At 49.7% G+C, this 14,300-nt stretch carries 21 protein-coding genes and 1 tRNA gene; 18 read left to right on the top strand and 4 right to left on the bottom strand.

Features of this window, described 5'->3' with window-relative positions:
* Nucleotides 1-117: 117 nt before the first annotated feature.
* Both rdgC and ROR01S_RS27035 read right to left on the bottom strand, forming a co-directional pair.
* Nucleotides 118-1,035, bottom strand: coding sequence for a recombination-associated protein RdgC (gene rdgC / locus ROR01S_RS09880; RefSeq protein ID WP_064359429.1), 918 nt, complete (start codon nt 1,033-1,035; stop codon nt 118-120).
* Nucleotides 1,036-1,609: 574 nt separating this feature from the next.
* Nucleotides 1,610-1,736: transfer RNA gene (locus tag ROR01S_RS27035), tRNA-OTHER, on the bottom strand.
* Between the two features lie 316 nt (nt 1,737-2,052).
* Here ROR01S_RS27035 and ROR01S_RS09875 point away from each other — a divergent pair.
* Nucleotides 2,053-2,523, top strand: coding sequence for a hypothetical protein (locus ROR01S_RS09875; protein ID WP_064359419.1), 471 nt, complete (start codon nt 2,053-2,055; stop codon nt 2,521-2,523).
* A 242-nt stretch (nt 2,524-2,765) separates the two neighbouring features.
* Here ROR01S_RS09875 and ROR01S_RS09870 read toward each other — a convergent pair whose 3' ends face one another.
* Nucleotides 2,766-3,398 carry a LexA family protein gene (locus ROR01S_RS09870; RefSeq protein WP_064359418.1) on the bottom strand — a complete coding sequence of 211 codons (633 nt, stop codon included), beginning with the start codon at nt 3,396-3,398 and terminating at the stop codon, nt 2,766-2,768.
* Between the two features lie 100 nt (nt 3,399-3,498).
* Between ROR01S_RS09870 and ROR01S_RS09865 the strand changes: the two genes are divergently transcribed.
* The 17 genes from ROR01S_RS09865 to ROR01S_RS27340 all read left to right on the top strand — a co-directional run bounded on the left by ROR01S_RS09865 (nt 3,499) and on the right by ROR01S_RS27340 (nt 13,779).
* Nucleotides 3,499-3,696 (top strand): Cro/CI family transcriptional regulator, encoded by a 198-nt coding sequence (locus ROR01S_RS09865; RefSeq protein WP_064359417.1) that lies wholly within the window; start codon nt 3,499-3,501, stop codon nt 3,694-3,696.
* A gap of 34 nt (nt 3,697-3,730) precedes the next feature.
* Nucleotides 3,731-3,961, top strand: coding sequence for a hypothetical protein (locus ROR01S_RS09860; protein ID WP_064359416.1), 231 nt, complete (start codon nt 3,731-3,733; stop codon nt 3,959-3,961).
* Nucleotides 3,962-4,417: a YmfL family putative regulatory protein gene (locus ROR01S_RS09855; RefSeq protein WP_064359415.1), complete on the top strand. Its 456-nt coding sequence runs from the start codon at nt 3,962-3,964 to the stop codon at nt 4,415-4,417.
* 237 nt (nt 4,418-4,654) lie between these two features.
* Nucleotides 4,655-4,867, top strand: coding sequence for a DUF4222 domain-containing protein (locus tag ROR01S_RS26010; RefSeq protein ID WP_073972286.1), 213 nt, complete (start codon nt 4,655-4,657; stop codon nt 4,865-4,867).
* On the top strand, nt 4,824-5,738 hold the full coding sequence (locus ROR01S_RS09850; protein ID WP_064359414.1) for a conserved phage C-terminal domain-containing protein: 915 nt from the start codon (nt 4,824-4,826) through the stop codon (nt 5,736-5,738). The genes ROR01S_RS26010 and ROR01S_RS09850 overlap by 44 nt, the downstream gene beginning before the upstream one ends.
* 205 nt (nt 5,739-5,943) lie before the next feature.
* Entirely contained in the window at nt 5,944-6,768 is an 825-nt protein-coding gene (locus ROR01S_RS09845; RefSeq protein WP_064359413.1) for a DNA adenine methylase, read from the top strand.
* Nucleotides 6,769-6,777: 9 nt separating this feature from the next.
* Nucleotides 6,778-7,167, top strand: coding sequence for a RusA family crossover junction endodeoxyribonuclease (locus ROR01S_RS09840; protein WP_064159787.1), 390 nt, complete (start codon nt 6,778-6,780; stop codon nt 7,165-7,167).
* A 14-nt stretch (nt 7,168-7,181) separates the two neighbouring features.
* Complete coding sequence (locus tag ROR01S_RS09835; protein ID WP_064359412.1) at nt 7,182-7,868, top strand: phage antirepressor KilAC domain-containing protein; 687 nt, start codon at nt 7,182-7,184, stop codon at nt 7,866-7,868.
* The gene (locus ROR01S_RS09830; RefSeq protein WP_064359411.1) at nt 7,865-8,845 is read left to right on the top strand and encodes a DUF968 domain-containing protein; all 981 of its coding nucleotides are present in this window, start codon (nt 7,865-7,867) and stop codon (nt 8,843-8,845) included. The genes ROR01S_RS09835 and ROR01S_RS09830 overlap by 4 nt, the downstream gene beginning before the upstream one ends.
* Before the next feature lie 13 nt (nt 8,846-8,858).
* Nucleotides 8,859-9,437, top strand: coding sequence for a DUF1133 family protein (locus ROR01S_RS09825; RefSeq protein WP_064359410.1), 579 nt, complete (start codon nt 8,859-8,861; stop codon nt 9,435-9,437).
* A gap of 1,139 nt (nt 9,438-10,576) precedes the next feature.
* Nucleotides 10,577-10,825 (top strand): phage holin, encoded by a 249-nt coding sequence (locus tag ROR01S_RS09815; RefSeq protein WP_004151282.1) that lies wholly within the window; start codon nt 10,577-10,579, stop codon nt 10,823-10,825.
* Between the two features lie 2 nt (nt 10,826-10,827).
* Entirely contained in the window at nt 10,828-11,367 is a 540-nt protein-coding gene (locus tag ROR01S_RS09810) for a lysozyme (protein ID WP_064359408.1), read from the top strand.
* Nucleotides 11,364-11,753, top strand: coding sequence for a DUF2570 family protein (locus ROR01S_RS09805; protein ID WP_064359407.1), 390 nt, complete (start codon nt 11,364-11,366; stop codon nt 11,751-11,753). The genes ROR01S_RS09810 and ROR01S_RS09805 overlap by 4 nt, the downstream gene beginning before the upstream one ends.
* Entirely contained in the window at nt 11,638-11,889 is a 252-nt protein-coding gene (gene lysC / locus ROR01S_RS27510; RefSeq protein ID WP_255265540.1) for an Rz1-like lysis system protein LysC, read from the top strand. Before ROR01S_RS09805 ends, lysC begins: the two co-directional genes overlap by 116 nt.
* Before the next feature lie 109 nt (nt 11,890-11,998).
* Nucleotides 11,999-12,223, top strand: a complete 225-nt coding sequence (locus ROR01S_RS09795; RefSeq protein ID WP_064359405.1) for a hypothetical protein — start codon at nt 11,999-12,001, stop codon at nt 12,221-12,223.
* Between the two features lie 741 nt (nt 12,224-12,964).
* Nucleotides 12,965-13,603, top strand: a complete 639-nt coding sequence (locus ROR01S_RS09785; protein WP_064359404.1) for a hypothetical protein — start codon at nt 12,965-12,967, stop codon at nt 13,601-13,603.
* A gap of 32 nt (nt 13,604-13,635) precedes the next feature.
* Nucleotides 13,636-13,779 (top strand): hypothetical protein, encoded by a 144-nt coding sequence (locus ROR01S_RS27340; RefSeq protein ID WP_169802922.1) that lies wholly within the window; start codon nt 13,636-13,638, stop codon nt 13,777-13,779.
* Here the strand turns inward: ROR01S_RS27340 and ROR01S_RS09780 are convergent.
* On the bottom strand, nt 13,776-14,063 hold the full coding sequence (locus tag ROR01S_RS09780; RefSeq protein WP_064359403.1) for a hypothetical protein: 288 nt from the start codon (nt 14,061-14,063) through the stop codon (nt 13,776-13,778). The two genes, ROR01S_RS27340 and ROR01S_RS09780, sit on opposite strands and share 4 nt — an antisense overlap.
* Between the last annotated feature and the right edge of the window lie 237 nt (nt 14,064-14,300).

Raw genomic sequence — 14,300 nt, 5'->3', positions numbered from 1 at the left:
GTATCAGCTGCTGTGCTGTTTTATACATGCTAATTTTCTCCAACTGACGCGCTGCAACGCGCTATTTAGGGTGCAGCAACCCAACCCATGAGAATGGGGTAATTGCTGCTGTTCCAATCAGGCTGCTGGTTTTTGTTCTTCGGGCTCTTTGTAGGCGAGCAGATCACATAGCTGGTTAATCACTTTGCAGAACTGGAACATGTCAGTTCCTGCCTGGTGGCGCCAGCGGTAGGCTTTATCTTCATCATCAGAAAAATCATTATCCTGGGTGTCGATACGCCGGAAGTGGAATTTATCGGTAAGCAGAAAAGAGACACCGCAGCCTCTTAACTCCATGTTATCGACAATGAAACCGGTATTCAGGCTCTCCAGAATTTCACTGGTAACGGAAGTATGTTCTGCAGAGTAGCGAATAACTTCTTTCTGATCTGCCAGTCGGGACAACTGGACATAATCACCGACCTCAAACCCGGCAAATGCTGATTGTTCGCCGTCCAGATGGCTTTTAAGGCGGGTTGTCAGGCCATTTTTAATATCGCTGATGTTGATGGTGACTGTTTTTACTGAACCGATCACTTTTACGAGCATCGCCCCAACCATACCGGCAATGTTTTTATTGGCGGAGTTAATGATCAGCAGATTTTCTTCGGTGTTGTACAGAGCCAGGAACAGAGACGATTTGATGAACGCCTGTTTGCAAAGCTGAACTTTGGCATCCTGGATGATGTTGTTACGATCGGCCCGCTTCAGTTTTTCGCCACATGCATTTTCGATACGCTGGATGCGCTCATTGGCTTCTTTCATTACGACGTGCTGGGGAATTATTTTCTCATCGCGGCGAACCACGATTGCATAACCGCCAGCGATTGGCGTAACCAGTTCGCCAGTAAGCGGGTTAGGGACGAAGGAGGCGCGCGCGAACTCGGTCTCTGTAAGCTCAGAGTAGGGCAGTTCGTGCAGGTGGCCTTCAACAACTTCGATGCTGGGCAAGGTGGCCCGATAGACAATGGCGTTACGTAATTTTGATAATTTCATTTTCATGTCCTCTGCAAAGGATTGGTTAGTTATCTCCACACAACACAGAAGAGCACCTGCGGCTGCAAATCCGCCCGAGCGGATTGGGTGATGGGCCCGTCACTCGGTGGTGCTCTTGTGTCTTGTGTAAAAAGGGCGGTACCAGAAACAAAGGGAAACTGGCACCGCCAAGACTACACACAGCACAGTTATTAACGTTGTGGCGGTGGTGCCTCCACCTGCCGGTATTAGCCAATCTCGGCGACGTACACTGCCCGGAAACGTACTCAAAGAACGGGTTTGGCTCGTCACGTGCGCATAGCCGCAATTACCACAACGAAGAGGACACTATTTCAACTTTTACGCTATGTGAGTGGTCTGCCGTTCCAGCGATTGACATCTGTTCTTTGTTAATCCTTCTGTTATCAGCGAGCCAGTAGTAGCATTTAGTTTCTCGGATAATTTCAAATAAAGCGCCAACTGGCAGCGCACCGCACCCTATATTCAGTGGATTTTCTATTATACGAGCTGACATTTTTTCCATAATTACCATCCGATTATGATGCCGTTTGGTCAGTACCCTCATCGTTGTGCGCTGTGGTGACGGGATTTGAACCCGCATAACGTCCGGCCGGACCGCATGAGATAACCTGTGTTGCGAACATTGGTTAGTGCTCAACTCCCCATACGAGGGGCGCTCTATCCATTTGAGCTACACCACAACTGGAAGCGCACTCCTTCAGTTACAAACCGATCCCCACGACCGATGGAAGATGGAATGCGCTTTCATGTTGTGTATCAGTCTTTTAACCACTTCATATGTGGTGATACTATCGGTGCCGGATACTTACCCGTGTCCGGCTCACGAACTCCACCTCACACGTGGAGAACTCCATCAAAAACAACGCCCATGGAGGGTAAAATGCTTATTAATCAATTTGGTGATTCAGACCTTCCGAGGCCAGATAGTCAGGTACCATACAGACCATCTGACAGACAGCCGGAGCCAGCGCCAAAGCAATGAGGGAGTAGAACCACATGACCCGAGAATCAACGTTATTCAATATTCGCTACTCGTTTCATATCGAAACAATGCAAGCGACTTTGTACAATCGCGCAGATAAATTCTTAACGTTTGCGCAGATTCTGCTCGGGTCTGCAATTTTTGCTGACTATGGCAGCCTTCCTATATTTGGCGCATGTGTGGCATCTATCTCGATCGCTAGCTTTGTCTGGCAGCCCGGCAAAATGGCTTTATTGCATGAAATACAGGCAAAAAAAATGAAGGCACTAACGACATTGCCAGCCAGTATTTCTGATGACGATTTATATGCTTCCTATCAAAGAGCGGAGGAGACAGATAATCCGACGCTTGGTCTGCTAAGAGACGCTGCATATAAACGGGCATGGATAGCCATGGGGCACCCAGAAGAATCGAAGAAAGTCACCTTAACCGTTGCTGAAAAAATTACTGCTTGGTTAGCGGGCGATTTGCCTAAAGATCACTGAGTATCACCAAACCGATTGTTAAAGAGCGAAGCGTCCAATGGGCGCTTTTTTCATACCTGCGAATCATTCGGTTATTCATACGCCACCGGCGGCTACTTCGTGGGCGTCCTGCCTGTTCGCTGTTGATGAACAATATTAGACATCTTACATTTTGAGTCAAGTTATATTAGTAAGTAATCTTACTTTTTGTTGTTTGATACAAAAAAACCCGCTGGCAGCGGGCTTCGATTTGGAGGGGAATGTTAGAGGTCTATGATGATTTGCTTAACAATACCGATAAGGTTTGTATCTTGGCTAACCTCAATAGGCTTAAACGAAGGATTCAGTGGGATCAGGTAGGAAAATGGTGGATCGATAGCTAGCTTTTTCAGGGTCGCCTCGCCTCCCGAGACTGTTTGCGCCACCACTATTTTCCCATTCGCCTCATCAACAAAACCGTATTCGGGTTCGACGATTACTATCGACCCATCTGGAATGCTAAGTTCATGATTCGACGTCATTGAATGGCCTTTTACTCTAAGAGCAAATGCCGATTCTGAAAGTTTGCGAGTTGTTTTAACGAGTTCATTCCCTGGATTTCCAATCACTTCAGTCCAGTTTCCAGCCTGGACCCATGAGATAACCGGGACCTCTCTGGTTGAGATGAGATTGATATTAATACCATTTTCAATATCTCCATTACCGAAAACCAACCATTCCGGCGAGCATTGAAGGCATTTACATACCAGTATCAGATTTTCACCGGATAACTTGGTTACATCACTCTCCCATTGGGTTACTGCAGACGCGCTGACGCCAGCCCACTCAGCTATGTCTCGCTGCGTAAGTTTCTTTTGTTTACGTCTAAATCTCAGTCTGCTGCCAACGGTATCCATATGTTCTCCTCGGATTGCACGTTAGCAATCTTACATTTAATTGACGTAAGCATGCTGTCCATATACGATGTAAGAATGCTAACTTTTAAGGAGGTGTTACATGTTAAAAAATCAGGTCGTCGAATACTACGGCGGCATTTCTAAAACCGCCATTGCATTAGGGGTTACCCATAGCGCGGTGTGCCAATGGGGAAATGTGATCCCTCAAAAACAGGCATTTGTTATTGAAAGAATCACAAATGGCAAACTCAAGTACGACGCAAATCTCTACCAAAAGTCTACAGATCACGCCTCTTAACCATAACTACAAACCGAATTTCAAAGGGGTAGGTATGAACCCGGAACAATTCATTAAAAACAATGTTGTTAAGGCGCTGCTGACTGATGGTTATTCAGCAGAACAGGCTGAGCAGGGGGGGGTAGAGGCTATTTCGTACTACCGGCGCTCATCGAAGCCGACAACCAAGCGCAGAAACATCTTTGATGACTGCCTGGACCAGGCCAGAACAATTCTTAAGTACGGCAAAAAGAAAGGCACCAAAACAAAAGGGGCTCTGATTTAAATGACAAATTTGAAAGAAGTCGTAAAGGCGATGTGCAAAGCCTACCCCGGCGGACGCGAAGCTATGTCCGGTGCGCTGGGAATGTCACTTACCCAGTTCAATAACAACCTCTATGAGAAGAACGGCTGTCGTTTTTTTGAAGTATCGGAGCTGGAAGCGATGGAAGACATTTCCAACACGTCGCTACTGGCTGACTATTTTGCCCGCCGTCGCGGTGCTCTGCTGGTGGATGTGCCGCACCTGGAAGAGCTGGATCGCGTGGACTTGTTTAGTCGCGCAATGCGTACCTCAGCAGCCAGAGGGCAGGTGGATCAGATTATCGAACAGGCGCTTGAAGACGGGGTTATCGAAAGACATGAAGCTGAAGAAATCATGGTGCATCACCGCCGCCACCTCGCAGCGCGTGAAGAAGAGATCGCGGCAATTATCACGTTGTTTGCACGCAAAAAGAAGTGACGCCAGCGGGTTGCAGCCCCTGGCGTCGTGGCGTGTCGTTATCAGTGGAGATTCCTAACGCATGAACAGTTTACCAACACAGTACCGCAGGTCGCAACTCATAGCGCGTCCGGTTCCTGGTGGAGCAGGGCCGGTGCAGTTCGTGTATGGGGTAAGAGTACCAGGCGGGTTTGAGCATGTCTGCTACCAGTTTGCTCAATGGGTGGTAGGGGATTTTAACGGTCAGGGGGAGAAAAAATGCGAGAGCTCAACCGATGGTTCAAAGATCACTACGGCGTGCGAGTCCATGTTATCCGCTGGGAGCCACAAAGCCGTAGGGTTGTTTACATGCGTGAAGGATATCCGCATGAATGCTTTAGCCCCATTGAGCAGTTTCGCAGAAAATTCAGGGAAATAGAGGGGACATATGAGCCTGTTAATGCCATCAAGGCCGATAGTCATCAACCCTGAGCTTGCGTACAGCATTGGTCTCAATGAAGCCATAGCGTTACAGCAGGTTAATTACTGGCTGAAGGAAACAACCTCCGGGCTGGAGCGTGACGGTGTGCGCTGGATTTATAACACTACCGAGCAATGGCTGGAGCAATTCCCGTTTTGGTCAGAGTCCACGCTGAAGCGCACGTTCACCCGCCTGAAGAGCCTGGGTGTGCTCAAAATTGAGCAACTAAACAAGTCCCAGCGCGACATGACGAACTACTACACGATCAACTATGAGAGTGAGCTTTTAGATGAAGTCAAAGTGACCAAATCGAAGGAGTCAAAATGCGCTGTTCCATCAGGTCAAAATGACACGATGGAAGAGGTCAATGTGAAACGCTCCACCAGGTCAAAACGAACCGCTCTCATCGGGTCAAAACGACCTGATGATCCTACAGAGAATACAACAGAGAGTACTACAGAGATTACAGGTAAAGACTCTTGTCCGGTTGCGGTGCAACCAGACCAAATCGATCCGGCTCATCTCGTTCTTGACCATTTCAATCGCGTCACCAACTCGACCTATGGCAAGGGGGGAAGAACCAAAATGACCCTGGGATACATACACGGTCGCCTTGCTGAAGATTACAGCCCTGAAGACCTGATGCTGGTGGTTGACTACCTCAGCGAGAAATGGGCCAAGGACCCGAAAATGAGCGACTACCTGCGACCGAAGACGCTGTTTGCGCCGGAGAACTGCGTTGAGTATTTCGATAAGGCGAAAAAATGGGGTATCGCTGGGCGTCCTGCCTGGAACAATGGTAAGTGGGTTCGCATGGACGAGGCGTTTAAATCGAGCTATGCGAATGTTGATTACACAGTGCCTGCGGGGTTCCGGTCATGAAAAATATCCCCGTAATAAAACCGCTGGTTGTTGTTGCCTACGAATTCATTCGCTGGCGCAGGGTGCGCTACTGGCGTTCCTGGTGGAAGGATGATGTATTTTTTCGTCGCCAAATCGCTGTTTGCACCCGAGACTACTTTAGTTTTGAAAGGCGGTATCGATTCCTGAAGCTGCTTGTAGCGTGTTGCCATCAGAGAGGTGAGCTATGACCTCGAAAACATGGCAACGTCCATTCCTTAAGTGGGCTGGCGGGAAATATACCCAGTTGGCCGACCTGTTCAGGTTTATCCCGGAGGGCAAGCGCCTGATTGAGCCGTTTGTTGGCGGTGGTTCTGTATTTCTGAACAGCGACAAACACGCCGATTTTCTTCTGGCAGACGTCAATCCTGATCTGATCAACCTGTACCAGATGCTAGCCGTCGTACCGGACGCTGTCGAGTACCAGGCCCGATGGATGTTCGAAAAGATGGCTAATCCTGACGGCTACGAGCTCATCAGGGCGGAGTTCAACGCTCAGACGCTGGATGTTGCTGAACGAGCTGCGGCGTTCCTGTACCTCAATCGCCATTGTTTCAATGGCCTGATGCGTTACAACCTGGATCATCAATTCAATGTCGGCTGGGGAAAATACAAGGCCCCATATTTTCCGCTGGACGAAATGAAATCCTTCGCGGATATGGCACATAACTGTGTGTTCATGACAGCCAGTTTTCGCCGGACTATTGGTCTGGCCGGAAAGGATGATGTGGTTTACTGCGACCCACCCTATGAGCCGATGCCGGGAACAAAAGGACTCACTGCGTATGCTGCTGGTGGTTTTACCTGGGCTGATCAAGAAGCTCTAGCAAAATGCTGCGTTAAAGCCCATCAGCGTGGCGCGCGAGTAGTCATTTCAAATTCATCATCCCCGAAGGTCGTCGACCTCTACCGGGAGCATGGTTTTAACCTGGAATTTATCAAAGCCCGTCGTTCGATCTCCTGCAATGGCACCACGCGGGAAGTTGCTCGGGATGTTGTGGCGATCCTTTAAGGGGACTTCATGAAACTGACATTACCATTTCCACCAAGCGTAAACAGTTACTGGCGCGCTCCCAGCAAAGGACCGCTGAAGGGACGGCATATGGTTAGCGAGACTGGACGCAAGTTTCAGAAAGCAGCCAGAGCAGCAATCATCGAGCAGCTACGAGCCGTACCGCGACCATCAAGCGATTTGGCAGAGGTCCATATTGTTCTGTTCCCGCCGGATCAGCGCCGCCGTGATATCGACAACTACAACAAAGCGCTGTTCGACGCGCTGACACAAACCGGCGTCTGGGAGGACGACAGCCAGGTAAAACGCATGCTGGTTGAGTGGGGGCCGTTGACGAAGAAAGGGAAGGTTGAGATTACGATTAAGCGATTTGTTGCCCCGGCAGTTGCAGCTGCCTGACAAGTGGAGAGCGTATGAACCAGTTAACACCGAAAAATGTTGTCACGATGTCCAGCCGAGATATCGCCGATCTGGTTGAGTCGCGACATGATGATGTGAAGCGGTCGATTGAACGCCTGGCGGAGCGCGGGATTATTCAACTTCCGCCAATGGCGGATGTTAAAAACCACCTAAACCAGTCGGTGTCGGTCTACCTGGTAGGAAAGAGGGATAGTTATGTGGTTGTTGCGCAGTTGTCCCCGGAGTTTACTGCTCGTCTGGTTGACCGCTGGCAGGAACTGGAGGCGGGGATCTCCCCGGCGATCCCGCAAACATTCTCTGCGGCTCTTAGGCTTGCAGCCGAGCTCGAAGAGGAAAAACAGCGTCTCTCGCATGAACTGGCTGTGGCGGCGCCCAAGGTAGACTTTGTAGATCGCTACTGTACGGCTAATGGGTCCATGTCATTTCGCCAGGTAGCAAAATTGCTGAGCGCAAAAGAGCCTGAGCTCCGCCTGTTTCTGATTGAGCGTGAAATAATGTACCGGTTAGGAGGTGTGTTAACTCCAATGGCCCAGCATATTGACGCTGGCAGGTTCGAAGTAAAAACAGGCACGTCGGCAACATCTAACCATGCATTCAGCCAGGCTCGATTTACCGCTAAAGGGATCCGCTGGATCGGTGGCCTGTGGACAGAATACAAAGCCGGGGGTAATGCCGCGTGAGAGCCTTATTGACTCCTGAAATTGCGCCCCGCCTGGGGGTTGTCTTGTTTCGCCCTGGTGCTGACCTTCTGCCGCTCTTCAGGCGCGGAAGAGTATTGATTGAATCAGAACCTGAGAACTGCGCGCACTATGCTACCGGGGCCATTCCGCCCGCTCATCAGTCCCTGGCCGACGATCCGCTACTGCTGCCGGTATTTGAAAATCAGCAGGTCATTATTCGCGCTGGTGGACTAGGGGCGCTTGAAGCTGAGTTATCCCGTTCTTTCGAATGCCAGTATCCGCACGGCACTTGGCATAGCGAGAATTTTACCGAGCTGCGACACGAGCCTGGTAGCATTCGCTTGTGCTGGAGCTGCGACAACCTGGTGAGGGATCAGTTTACTCAGGAACTGGCAGGTATTGCACGCCGAAACCTGGTATCCTGGCTGATATCAGTAATACGCGCACAACTGGGATTCAATGAAGACCATTTACTGACAATACCCGAGCTGTGCTGGTGGCTGGTCATTAACGACCTGGCTCATGTAATACCGGAAGGTTTAGCCCATAAAGCTCTTCGCTTACCAGCCGTTCCGCATCAGTCGGTGATGAAGGAGAGTGATATTACTCCGGGGCCCGCGGCTACCGAGGTAGTACAGAAAAAGATTCTGGCTTTACGCGTTGATACGGAAACACCTGAATCATTCATGCTGCGGCCAAAGCGTCGCCGCTGGGTAAACGAGCAATGGACGCGCTGGGTTAAGTCCCAGCTGTGTGTCTGCTGTAACAAGCAGGCAGACGACCCCCACCACCTGATAGGCCACGGACAAGGTGGGATGGGAACTAAAGCGCACGACCTGTTTGTTTTGCCGCTTTGCAGAGCGCATCACGACGAGTTGCACGCTGACACCGTGGCATTTGAACAGAAATACGGCTCACAGCTGGAGCTGCTGTTTCGATTTTTGGATCGTTCGCTGGCAATCGGCGTACTGGCGTAAGTGGAGACGCAAGATGATTAACCCCTCTGAAGTTGGCAAATCAGGCGAAATGGTTCGCCTCCGCACTCTCGAAAGTATCTGGATACAGGGTAGGCTGCAAATGTGGGGCCGCTGGTCGTATATCGGTGGCGGCAGTGGCGGGAATATGTTTAACCAGTTACTGGCATCCGGGAAGATAACGAAGACTGCCATCAATGACGCTCTGCGCCGTATGAAGAAATCGGGCATTACCAAACCTGAACTGGAAGCCTTCTTCAAGGAAATCCTCAGCGGTAAAAATAAAAGCGGCCTGGCGTTTTGTACCGACGAGGAGGGATTGAAAATTGACTCAGTGCTTAGCGCCGAGCTTGTGCGCTCCGGGAATAAAGCTCTCTATAAGCTAATCAAGGATCGGTATGTCTATCGCATGAGTAAGAAGTCGATGGCGAAAGAGCTAAACGAAAAGCATCCAGAATGGTGCTTGAGGACTTGCGAGAGCAGGGTTGATGTTTGGCTAAATTTGGCAGAATCGATGCTTTACGCGCCAATGTGTGACGCGTTTGGCACAAATAGCGACAGATTTTACTTGAATAGTTGCGCGGAAAGTGCTTGAATTGTGATAGGCTCGGGGCGTTAAAGCGAACTGAGCAGCAAGAAAAAATTAAAAGCCCAAGGTTAACCCCCTTGGGCTTTGTCATTTCTGCAATCTCAGCGCTGTTTAAAGGTTTCATACCCACAGCTGGAGCATTTGTAATAGTCTCTCTGAACTCCCAACCCAATGAAATCGGGGTCATCTACAGTTCGGTCAAGGCTATAGCTCATCTTTGAGCATCTGGGGCATTTCTCCCCACCGCTGGATTTGATGTATGACTCAAGCTCGGCGACCTGCTGTTTGAGACGATCCACTTCGTCGGGCACTGTTTTTAACCTTTTCCACAGTGGGATTTTTTCCAGTAAAGAATCCAGTTCGGAGAGTATTCCCCTGAGTCACCTCGTTAATAAGACGCTAGTTACGACAGGCGGCATTACGCTATGCAAGCCTGATATTTATGCCCTTGATATCACTACTGATGATAAGGGGAGTAAAGAACTCTACATTCTCAAGAATGGCGAAGAATTGATCCACTTCGAACTTACAGAAGAGAGTACGGAAAAGTTGTTATCCTTGCTCCGAGAGTAGGCCTATTTGCATTGCATCAGTACCCCTGTCACATCGTCGTAGAGCATTGAAACGAGTTTCATCAGATGTTAAATTCCTGGTGTGGTGAATCCCCCTATGCGGAGGGGCGGAAACAGCTTCAATGGAATCTTCATGATTCACTCGGACCGCAAGTCATGGTGGCTGACCAAAGGCTTACCGGGAGGCACCCGGCACCACACTCCATGTTTTTCTTGTTTTACGTACTATACTTTTTGTGTGGTTGCACCGTTTCGCTAAATCCTGAAATAACGTGCATAAGACGTTGTGGCAGAGCTGGCGGTGTAACCTCCACTGAACAAACTACCATTTTGCCCACTTCGACGAGTGGGCTTTTTTTTGCTCAGACATATAAAGGCCGCGCATTTGTTCGGCCTTTTCTATTTGTGCCGCCAGAACGTCACTCACTCTGTGTGTTGTCGTAAATCCATCTGGTGGCCATTCCCTATACAGGGCTCACCGGCGACGGCTCATAACCCACCCGTCGGGCGCTTGCGCAGAGCTCGCCCACTTCTTTCACGCACAGCACCCGCTAACAACGCGAGGTGGAGACTATGAAAATGCCTGACAAAATCTTTTCTGCGGCCTCGTACTGTACGTCAGGTGGACTGATATGCACAGGGCTGGCAAGGACCTATGACTGGTTTCATGGTCTTGACTGGAATTTTATTGCCTTGGCCAGTGGCGTGATAATTGGTGTAGCGACTTACCTGACCAATCTCTACTTTAAGCGCCGCTGGACGAAAATGTATCAGCAGTCCCTTGATCGTGGTTATGGTGGCCCGCCACCGCAGGATGAATAGCGATGGCTAACCTGAAAACAAAACTCAGCGCGGCCATGCTGGCGCTTATCGCCGCCGGCGCATCAGCTCCCGTTCTTATGGATCAGTTCCTGAATGAGAAAGAGGGTAACAGCCTGACGGCTTACCGTGATGGTTCTGGCGTCTGGACGATATGCCGGGGAGCAACCCAGGTTGATGGCAAGCCTGTAACGCAGGGCATGAAGTTAACGCAGGCCAAATGTGACCAGGTAAACGCCATCGAGCGCGACAAGGCGCTGGCTTGGGTAGACCGGAATATCAAGGTTCCTCTAACGGCACCGCAAAAAGTCGGTATCGCGTCATTCTGTCCGTACAACATCGGACCTGGTAAATGCTTCCCCTCTACGTTCTACAAACGAATCAATGCCGGTGACCGCAAAGGCGCGTGTGAAGCGATCCGTTGGTGGATTAAAGACGGTGGACGCGATTGCCGGCTGACCAAAGGTCAAAAGAATGGCTGTTACGGTCAGGTTGAGCGGCGTGACCAGGAAAGCGCATTGACGTGCTGGGGGTTGGACCAATGAGCCGCTTAACCGCCATTATCAGCGCTGTGGTTATCTGTCTGGTCGTCTGCCTTGGCTGGCTGGTTATGCATTACCACAACGCCGCCAGCCAGCAGGAATCCAGAGCTGAAACTGCTGAGCAGCAGGTAAATACCGCTCAGGCCATCACCTCCAACGTCTTGACCACCATGACCATCTTCAACTCCATCGTCGAGGCTAACCAGCATGCTAAAGAGCAGATCGCACTGGACGCATCGGGAGCCTCGGCTGATATCCGGGTTGCTGTTGCGAATGATGATTGCGCTCCCCGTGATATTCCTGCTAGCGCAGTTAAGCGGCTGCAGCAATACAAAGACCGTTTACGTCAAGGTGCCAGTAGTGCCACTACCGGCCAGCCTGACAGCTGAAACGCCATATCCCGATATCCCGGACAAAATGACGTGGGGCCAAAGCCTGGATTTGAATGTCAGCCTGCTGTCGGCGCTGGGCCAGTGCAACCGGGATAAGGCTGACATCAGGCAGGCTGACTCTAAGCGTCAGTAGCAGGACTACATCCGCACGCAGTGCCTGAAATAAGGGAACCATCATGCTGCTGATTTCACACTCTATAGCGGGAAGAAGCCCGTACCCGAAACCCAAACAGGAGAAAACCATGTCCGTTCGTGCAAAATTTCAATGTAACAGCATCAATAAATCGCCGGATAACTCTACGGCTGTCGTCCACCTTATCGCGGTAACGACTGGCAGTACGGAGAACGAAACCTGGTCGAAGTATACCCCCAGCGGTCAACTGCAGATGGTCATCTCTAACCCCGCAGCGGCAGAGCAGTTTGAGCAGGGGAAAGAGTATTTCATCGACATCGCCCCTGCTGAATAGGCATTCACTGAGTGCCTGTGATAATGTCCGATTACACTAAGGACGGTTACATGATCTCAAGTGATGAAGTGTAAAAGCTATGGAAGGTCAGACTGTCGTATTTTTGGGGTAAATATGATTATTCACAGCGGTATCGACGCTTACTTATTGCTTTTGCTCAGCATGTGGCCAGTTTTGATAGTTCTGTGTATCGGGATGTCATTGGCATTTTACGGTGTACTAATGCGTAAAACAGCAATCACGTTTATCGTTATTGCAATTATTACTGGTGTATTAGGATGGTTCTATACATGACTGAACCAGTAAGGTTTCGAATAAAAAATACAAAGACTAAGGTCGCTGATGCGGCCTTTTTTATTGGACATTACAGGAGCCATTCACCGAGTGGCTTCGATAATGCTCCCGTACATCTCACCGATAGAAGATATGCCCCTTCATCATTGTGTTAATCTTAATCACCACATGAAAACTTGGGGGCATTATGGAATGGATTAACGTTGGTGAGCGAGTTCCTCGACCATTTGGAATGGTTATTCTCGATACTGACAAAGGAATTGCTGTTGGCTGTTTCGATAGTTTTGGGGAACCTAATCAAGCAATCTTCGGTTTTACTGGCGTTGTAGCACACTCGCGATTTGAAGTGTTGCGATGGATGCCATTGCCTACAAAGTGACGCTTATCGCCATCGCAAAGGCCACCTTCGGGTGGCTTTTTTAATGGCTTAACTAATGGTGGGTAAACATGGCAACTCTGAAGGATCTTTCCCGCCAGTTAACGCAGTTGCAGAAACAAATACCCTTCGCCACTGCTCAGGCAATGACAACAGTCGTGCGAGAAATTGCCGCAGCGCAAAAAGTCGCGCTGGGGCGAAAGCTGGAATCGCCGACGCCGTTCACGGTTAATGCTGTGGGCTCATCGGGGGCCAGAAAGAACAACCTCCGCGCGAAAGTTTATGTGCGTGATATCGCCGCTGAGTATCTGGAGCCTTTCGAGTTTGGTGGCGAGCATAAGCTGAACAGCCAGGCGCTGCTCAACCCCAAAAACATCAAGCTGAACAAATACGGCAACATGCCGCGAAATAAACTTTCGCAGCTAAAAGCAAAGTCGAACGTGTTCATTGGTGATGTGAACAATGTCAATGCAGTCTGGCAGCGTCGTAAACCAAAACCGGCGAAGAAGAAAAGGGCCAAACGCTCTCCTAACGGTACACGTAGGCCTAAGCCAAAACATCGGGCACCTAAGATGCTGGTGAGGTTTGGTGATGCGCTTCCTGTGACTCCTGTACTCGGGTATATGGACCGCTCAAAGGCGATGGCTGAAGCATTGATGCCTGCCGCACTGAGCCGAGCTATAGCTGAAGCTATCAGGACAGCAAAATAACCTATTCAATGAATTAGTGAGAGGGTACTGAAGTGGATGAAAAAGAATTTAAATATGTTATCGCGCTGCTGCTTGAGGATGTAAAGCGTCTTCAGGAGTTAGAGCCAAATGCGGGCACTGAAGCCCGCATTTGGTTAGCAAAAAACGCCCTTGATTCAGGTGATCATGAGGGTTAAGCATCATCAAGGTTGGCGAACCAGCGGCCACCTGATTTAGTTACCATGATTTTGGGATTCTTGCGTATCTTTTCTGCAATTGATTCAGCTAACTCACCGACAGCAGCTTTATCTTTTGTCTCGCTTTCATAGCTATATTCGGCATTAGGTAGTATGAGAACGCTATCACTCGTCGTCATTGCAACAGTTCGGGAAAACCCTTGATCCTCCATTTTTTGATGAAGTTCATCGTAATCAGCATCCTGAGAATTTCTCAATTCGACACGAACACTAAATTTTGCCATTTCTTATCCTTGCGGGCTGTGTGAGAACTGCCAGCATACCATTGAGCCTGATGTGGCGAAATGACAGGCAAATCAGGGTGCGGAGATCCCCTTCTGGGTTTTGGGTCCTTCCTGAGACTTTTGTAAGGTACGGGCATTGCGCGCCGCGGTGTTTTTGTAGCTACAACTTTTTATTTTGTGTCCCATGTCCCACCTCAAGGGATCGTCAGCCACGCCAGAGCCAGCACGGATTATTCC

Origin of the sequence: Klebsiella ornithinolytica NBRC 105727 = ATCC 31898 (genome assembly GCF_001598295.1) — a bacterium.
Classification (GTDB): domain Bacteria; phylum Pseudomonadota; class Gammaproteobacteria; order Enterobacterales; family Enterobacteriaceae; genus Klebsiella; species Klebsiella ornithinolytica.
The sequence above is the reverse complement of the archived record's forward strand: the minus strand, read 5'-3'. Positions and strand labels throughout refer to the sequence as shown.

Excerpts from the sequence above, each read along its gene's own strand:
- rdgC (WP_064359429.1), bottom strand. The coding sequence starts at position 1,035 with ATGAAATTATCAAAATTACGTAACGCCATTGTCTATCGGGCCACCTTG.
- ROR01S_RS09875 (WP_064359419.1), top strand. The coding sequence starts at position 2,053 with ATGACCCGAGAATCAACGTTATTCAATATTCGCTACTCGTTTCATATC.
- ROR01S_RS09870 (WP_064359418.1), bottom strand. The coding sequence starts at position 3,398 with ATGGATACCGTTGGCAGCAGACTGAGATTTAGACGTAAACAAAAGAAA.
- ROR01S_RS09865 (WP_064359417.1), top strand. The coding sequence starts at position 3,499 with ATGTTAAAAAATCAGGTCGTCGAATACTACGGCGGCATTTCTAAAACC.
- ROR01S_RS09860 (WP_064359416.1), top strand. The coding sequence starts at position 3,731 with ATGAACCCGGAACAATTCATTAAAAACAATGTTGTTAAGGCGCTGCTG.
- ROR01S_RS09855 (WP_064359415.1), top strand. The coding sequence starts at position 3,962 with ATGACAAATTTGAAAGAAGTCGTAAAGGCGATGTGCAAAGCCTACCCC.
- ROR01S_RS26010 (WP_073972286.1), top strand. The coding sequence starts at position 4,655 with ATGCGAGAGCTCAACCGATGGTTCAAAGATCACTACGGCGTGCGAGTC.
- ROR01S_RS09850 (WP_064359414.1), top strand. The coding sequence starts at position 4,824 with ATGAGCCTGTTAATGCCATCAAGGCCGATAGTCATCAACCCTGAGCTT.
- ROR01S_RS09845 (WP_064359413.1), top strand. The coding sequence starts at position 5,944 with ATGACCTCGAAAACATGGCAACGTCCATTCCTTAAGTGGGCTGGCGGG.
- ROR01S_RS09840 (WP_064159787.1), top strand. The coding sequence starts at position 6,778 with ATGAAACTGACATTACCATTTCCACCAAGCGTAAACAGTTACTGGCGC.
- ROR01S_RS09835 (WP_064359412.1), top strand. The coding sequence starts at position 7,182 with ATGAACCAGTTAACACCGAAAAATGTTGTCACGATGTCCAGCCGAGAT.
- ROR01S_RS09825 (WP_064359410.1), top strand. The coding sequence starts at position 8,859 with ATGATTAACCCCTCTGAAGTTGGCAAATCAGGCGAAATGGTTCGCCTC.
- ROR01S_RS09815 (WP_004151282.1), top strand. The coding sequence starts at position 10,577 with ATGAAAATGCCTGACAAAATCTTTTCTGCGGCCTCGTACTGTACGTCA.
- ROR01S_RS09810 (WP_064359408.1), top strand. The coding sequence starts at position 10,828 with ATGGCTAACCTGAAAACAAAACTCAGCGCGGCCATGCTGGCGCTTATC.
- ROR01S_RS09805 (WP_064359407.1), top strand. The coding sequence starts at position 11,364 with ATGAGCCGCTTAACCGCCATTATCAGCGCTGTGGTTATCTGTCTGGTC.
- lysC (WP_255265540.1), top strand. The coding sequence starts at position 11,638 with ATGATGATTGCGCTCCCCGTGATATTCCTGCTAGCGCAGTTAAGCGGC.
- ROR01S_RS09795 (WP_064359405.1), top strand. The coding sequence starts at position 11,999 with ATGTCCGTTCGTGCAAAATTTCAATGTAACAGCATCAATAAATCGCCG.
- ROR01S_RS09785 (WP_064359404.1), top strand. The coding sequence starts at position 12,965 with ATGGCAACTCTGAAGGATCTTTCCCGCCAGTTAACGCAGTTGCAGAAA.
- ROR01S_RS09780 (WP_064359403.1), bottom strand. The coding sequence starts at position 14,063 with ATGGCAAAATTTAGTGTTCGTGTCGAATTGAGAAATTCTCAGGATGCT.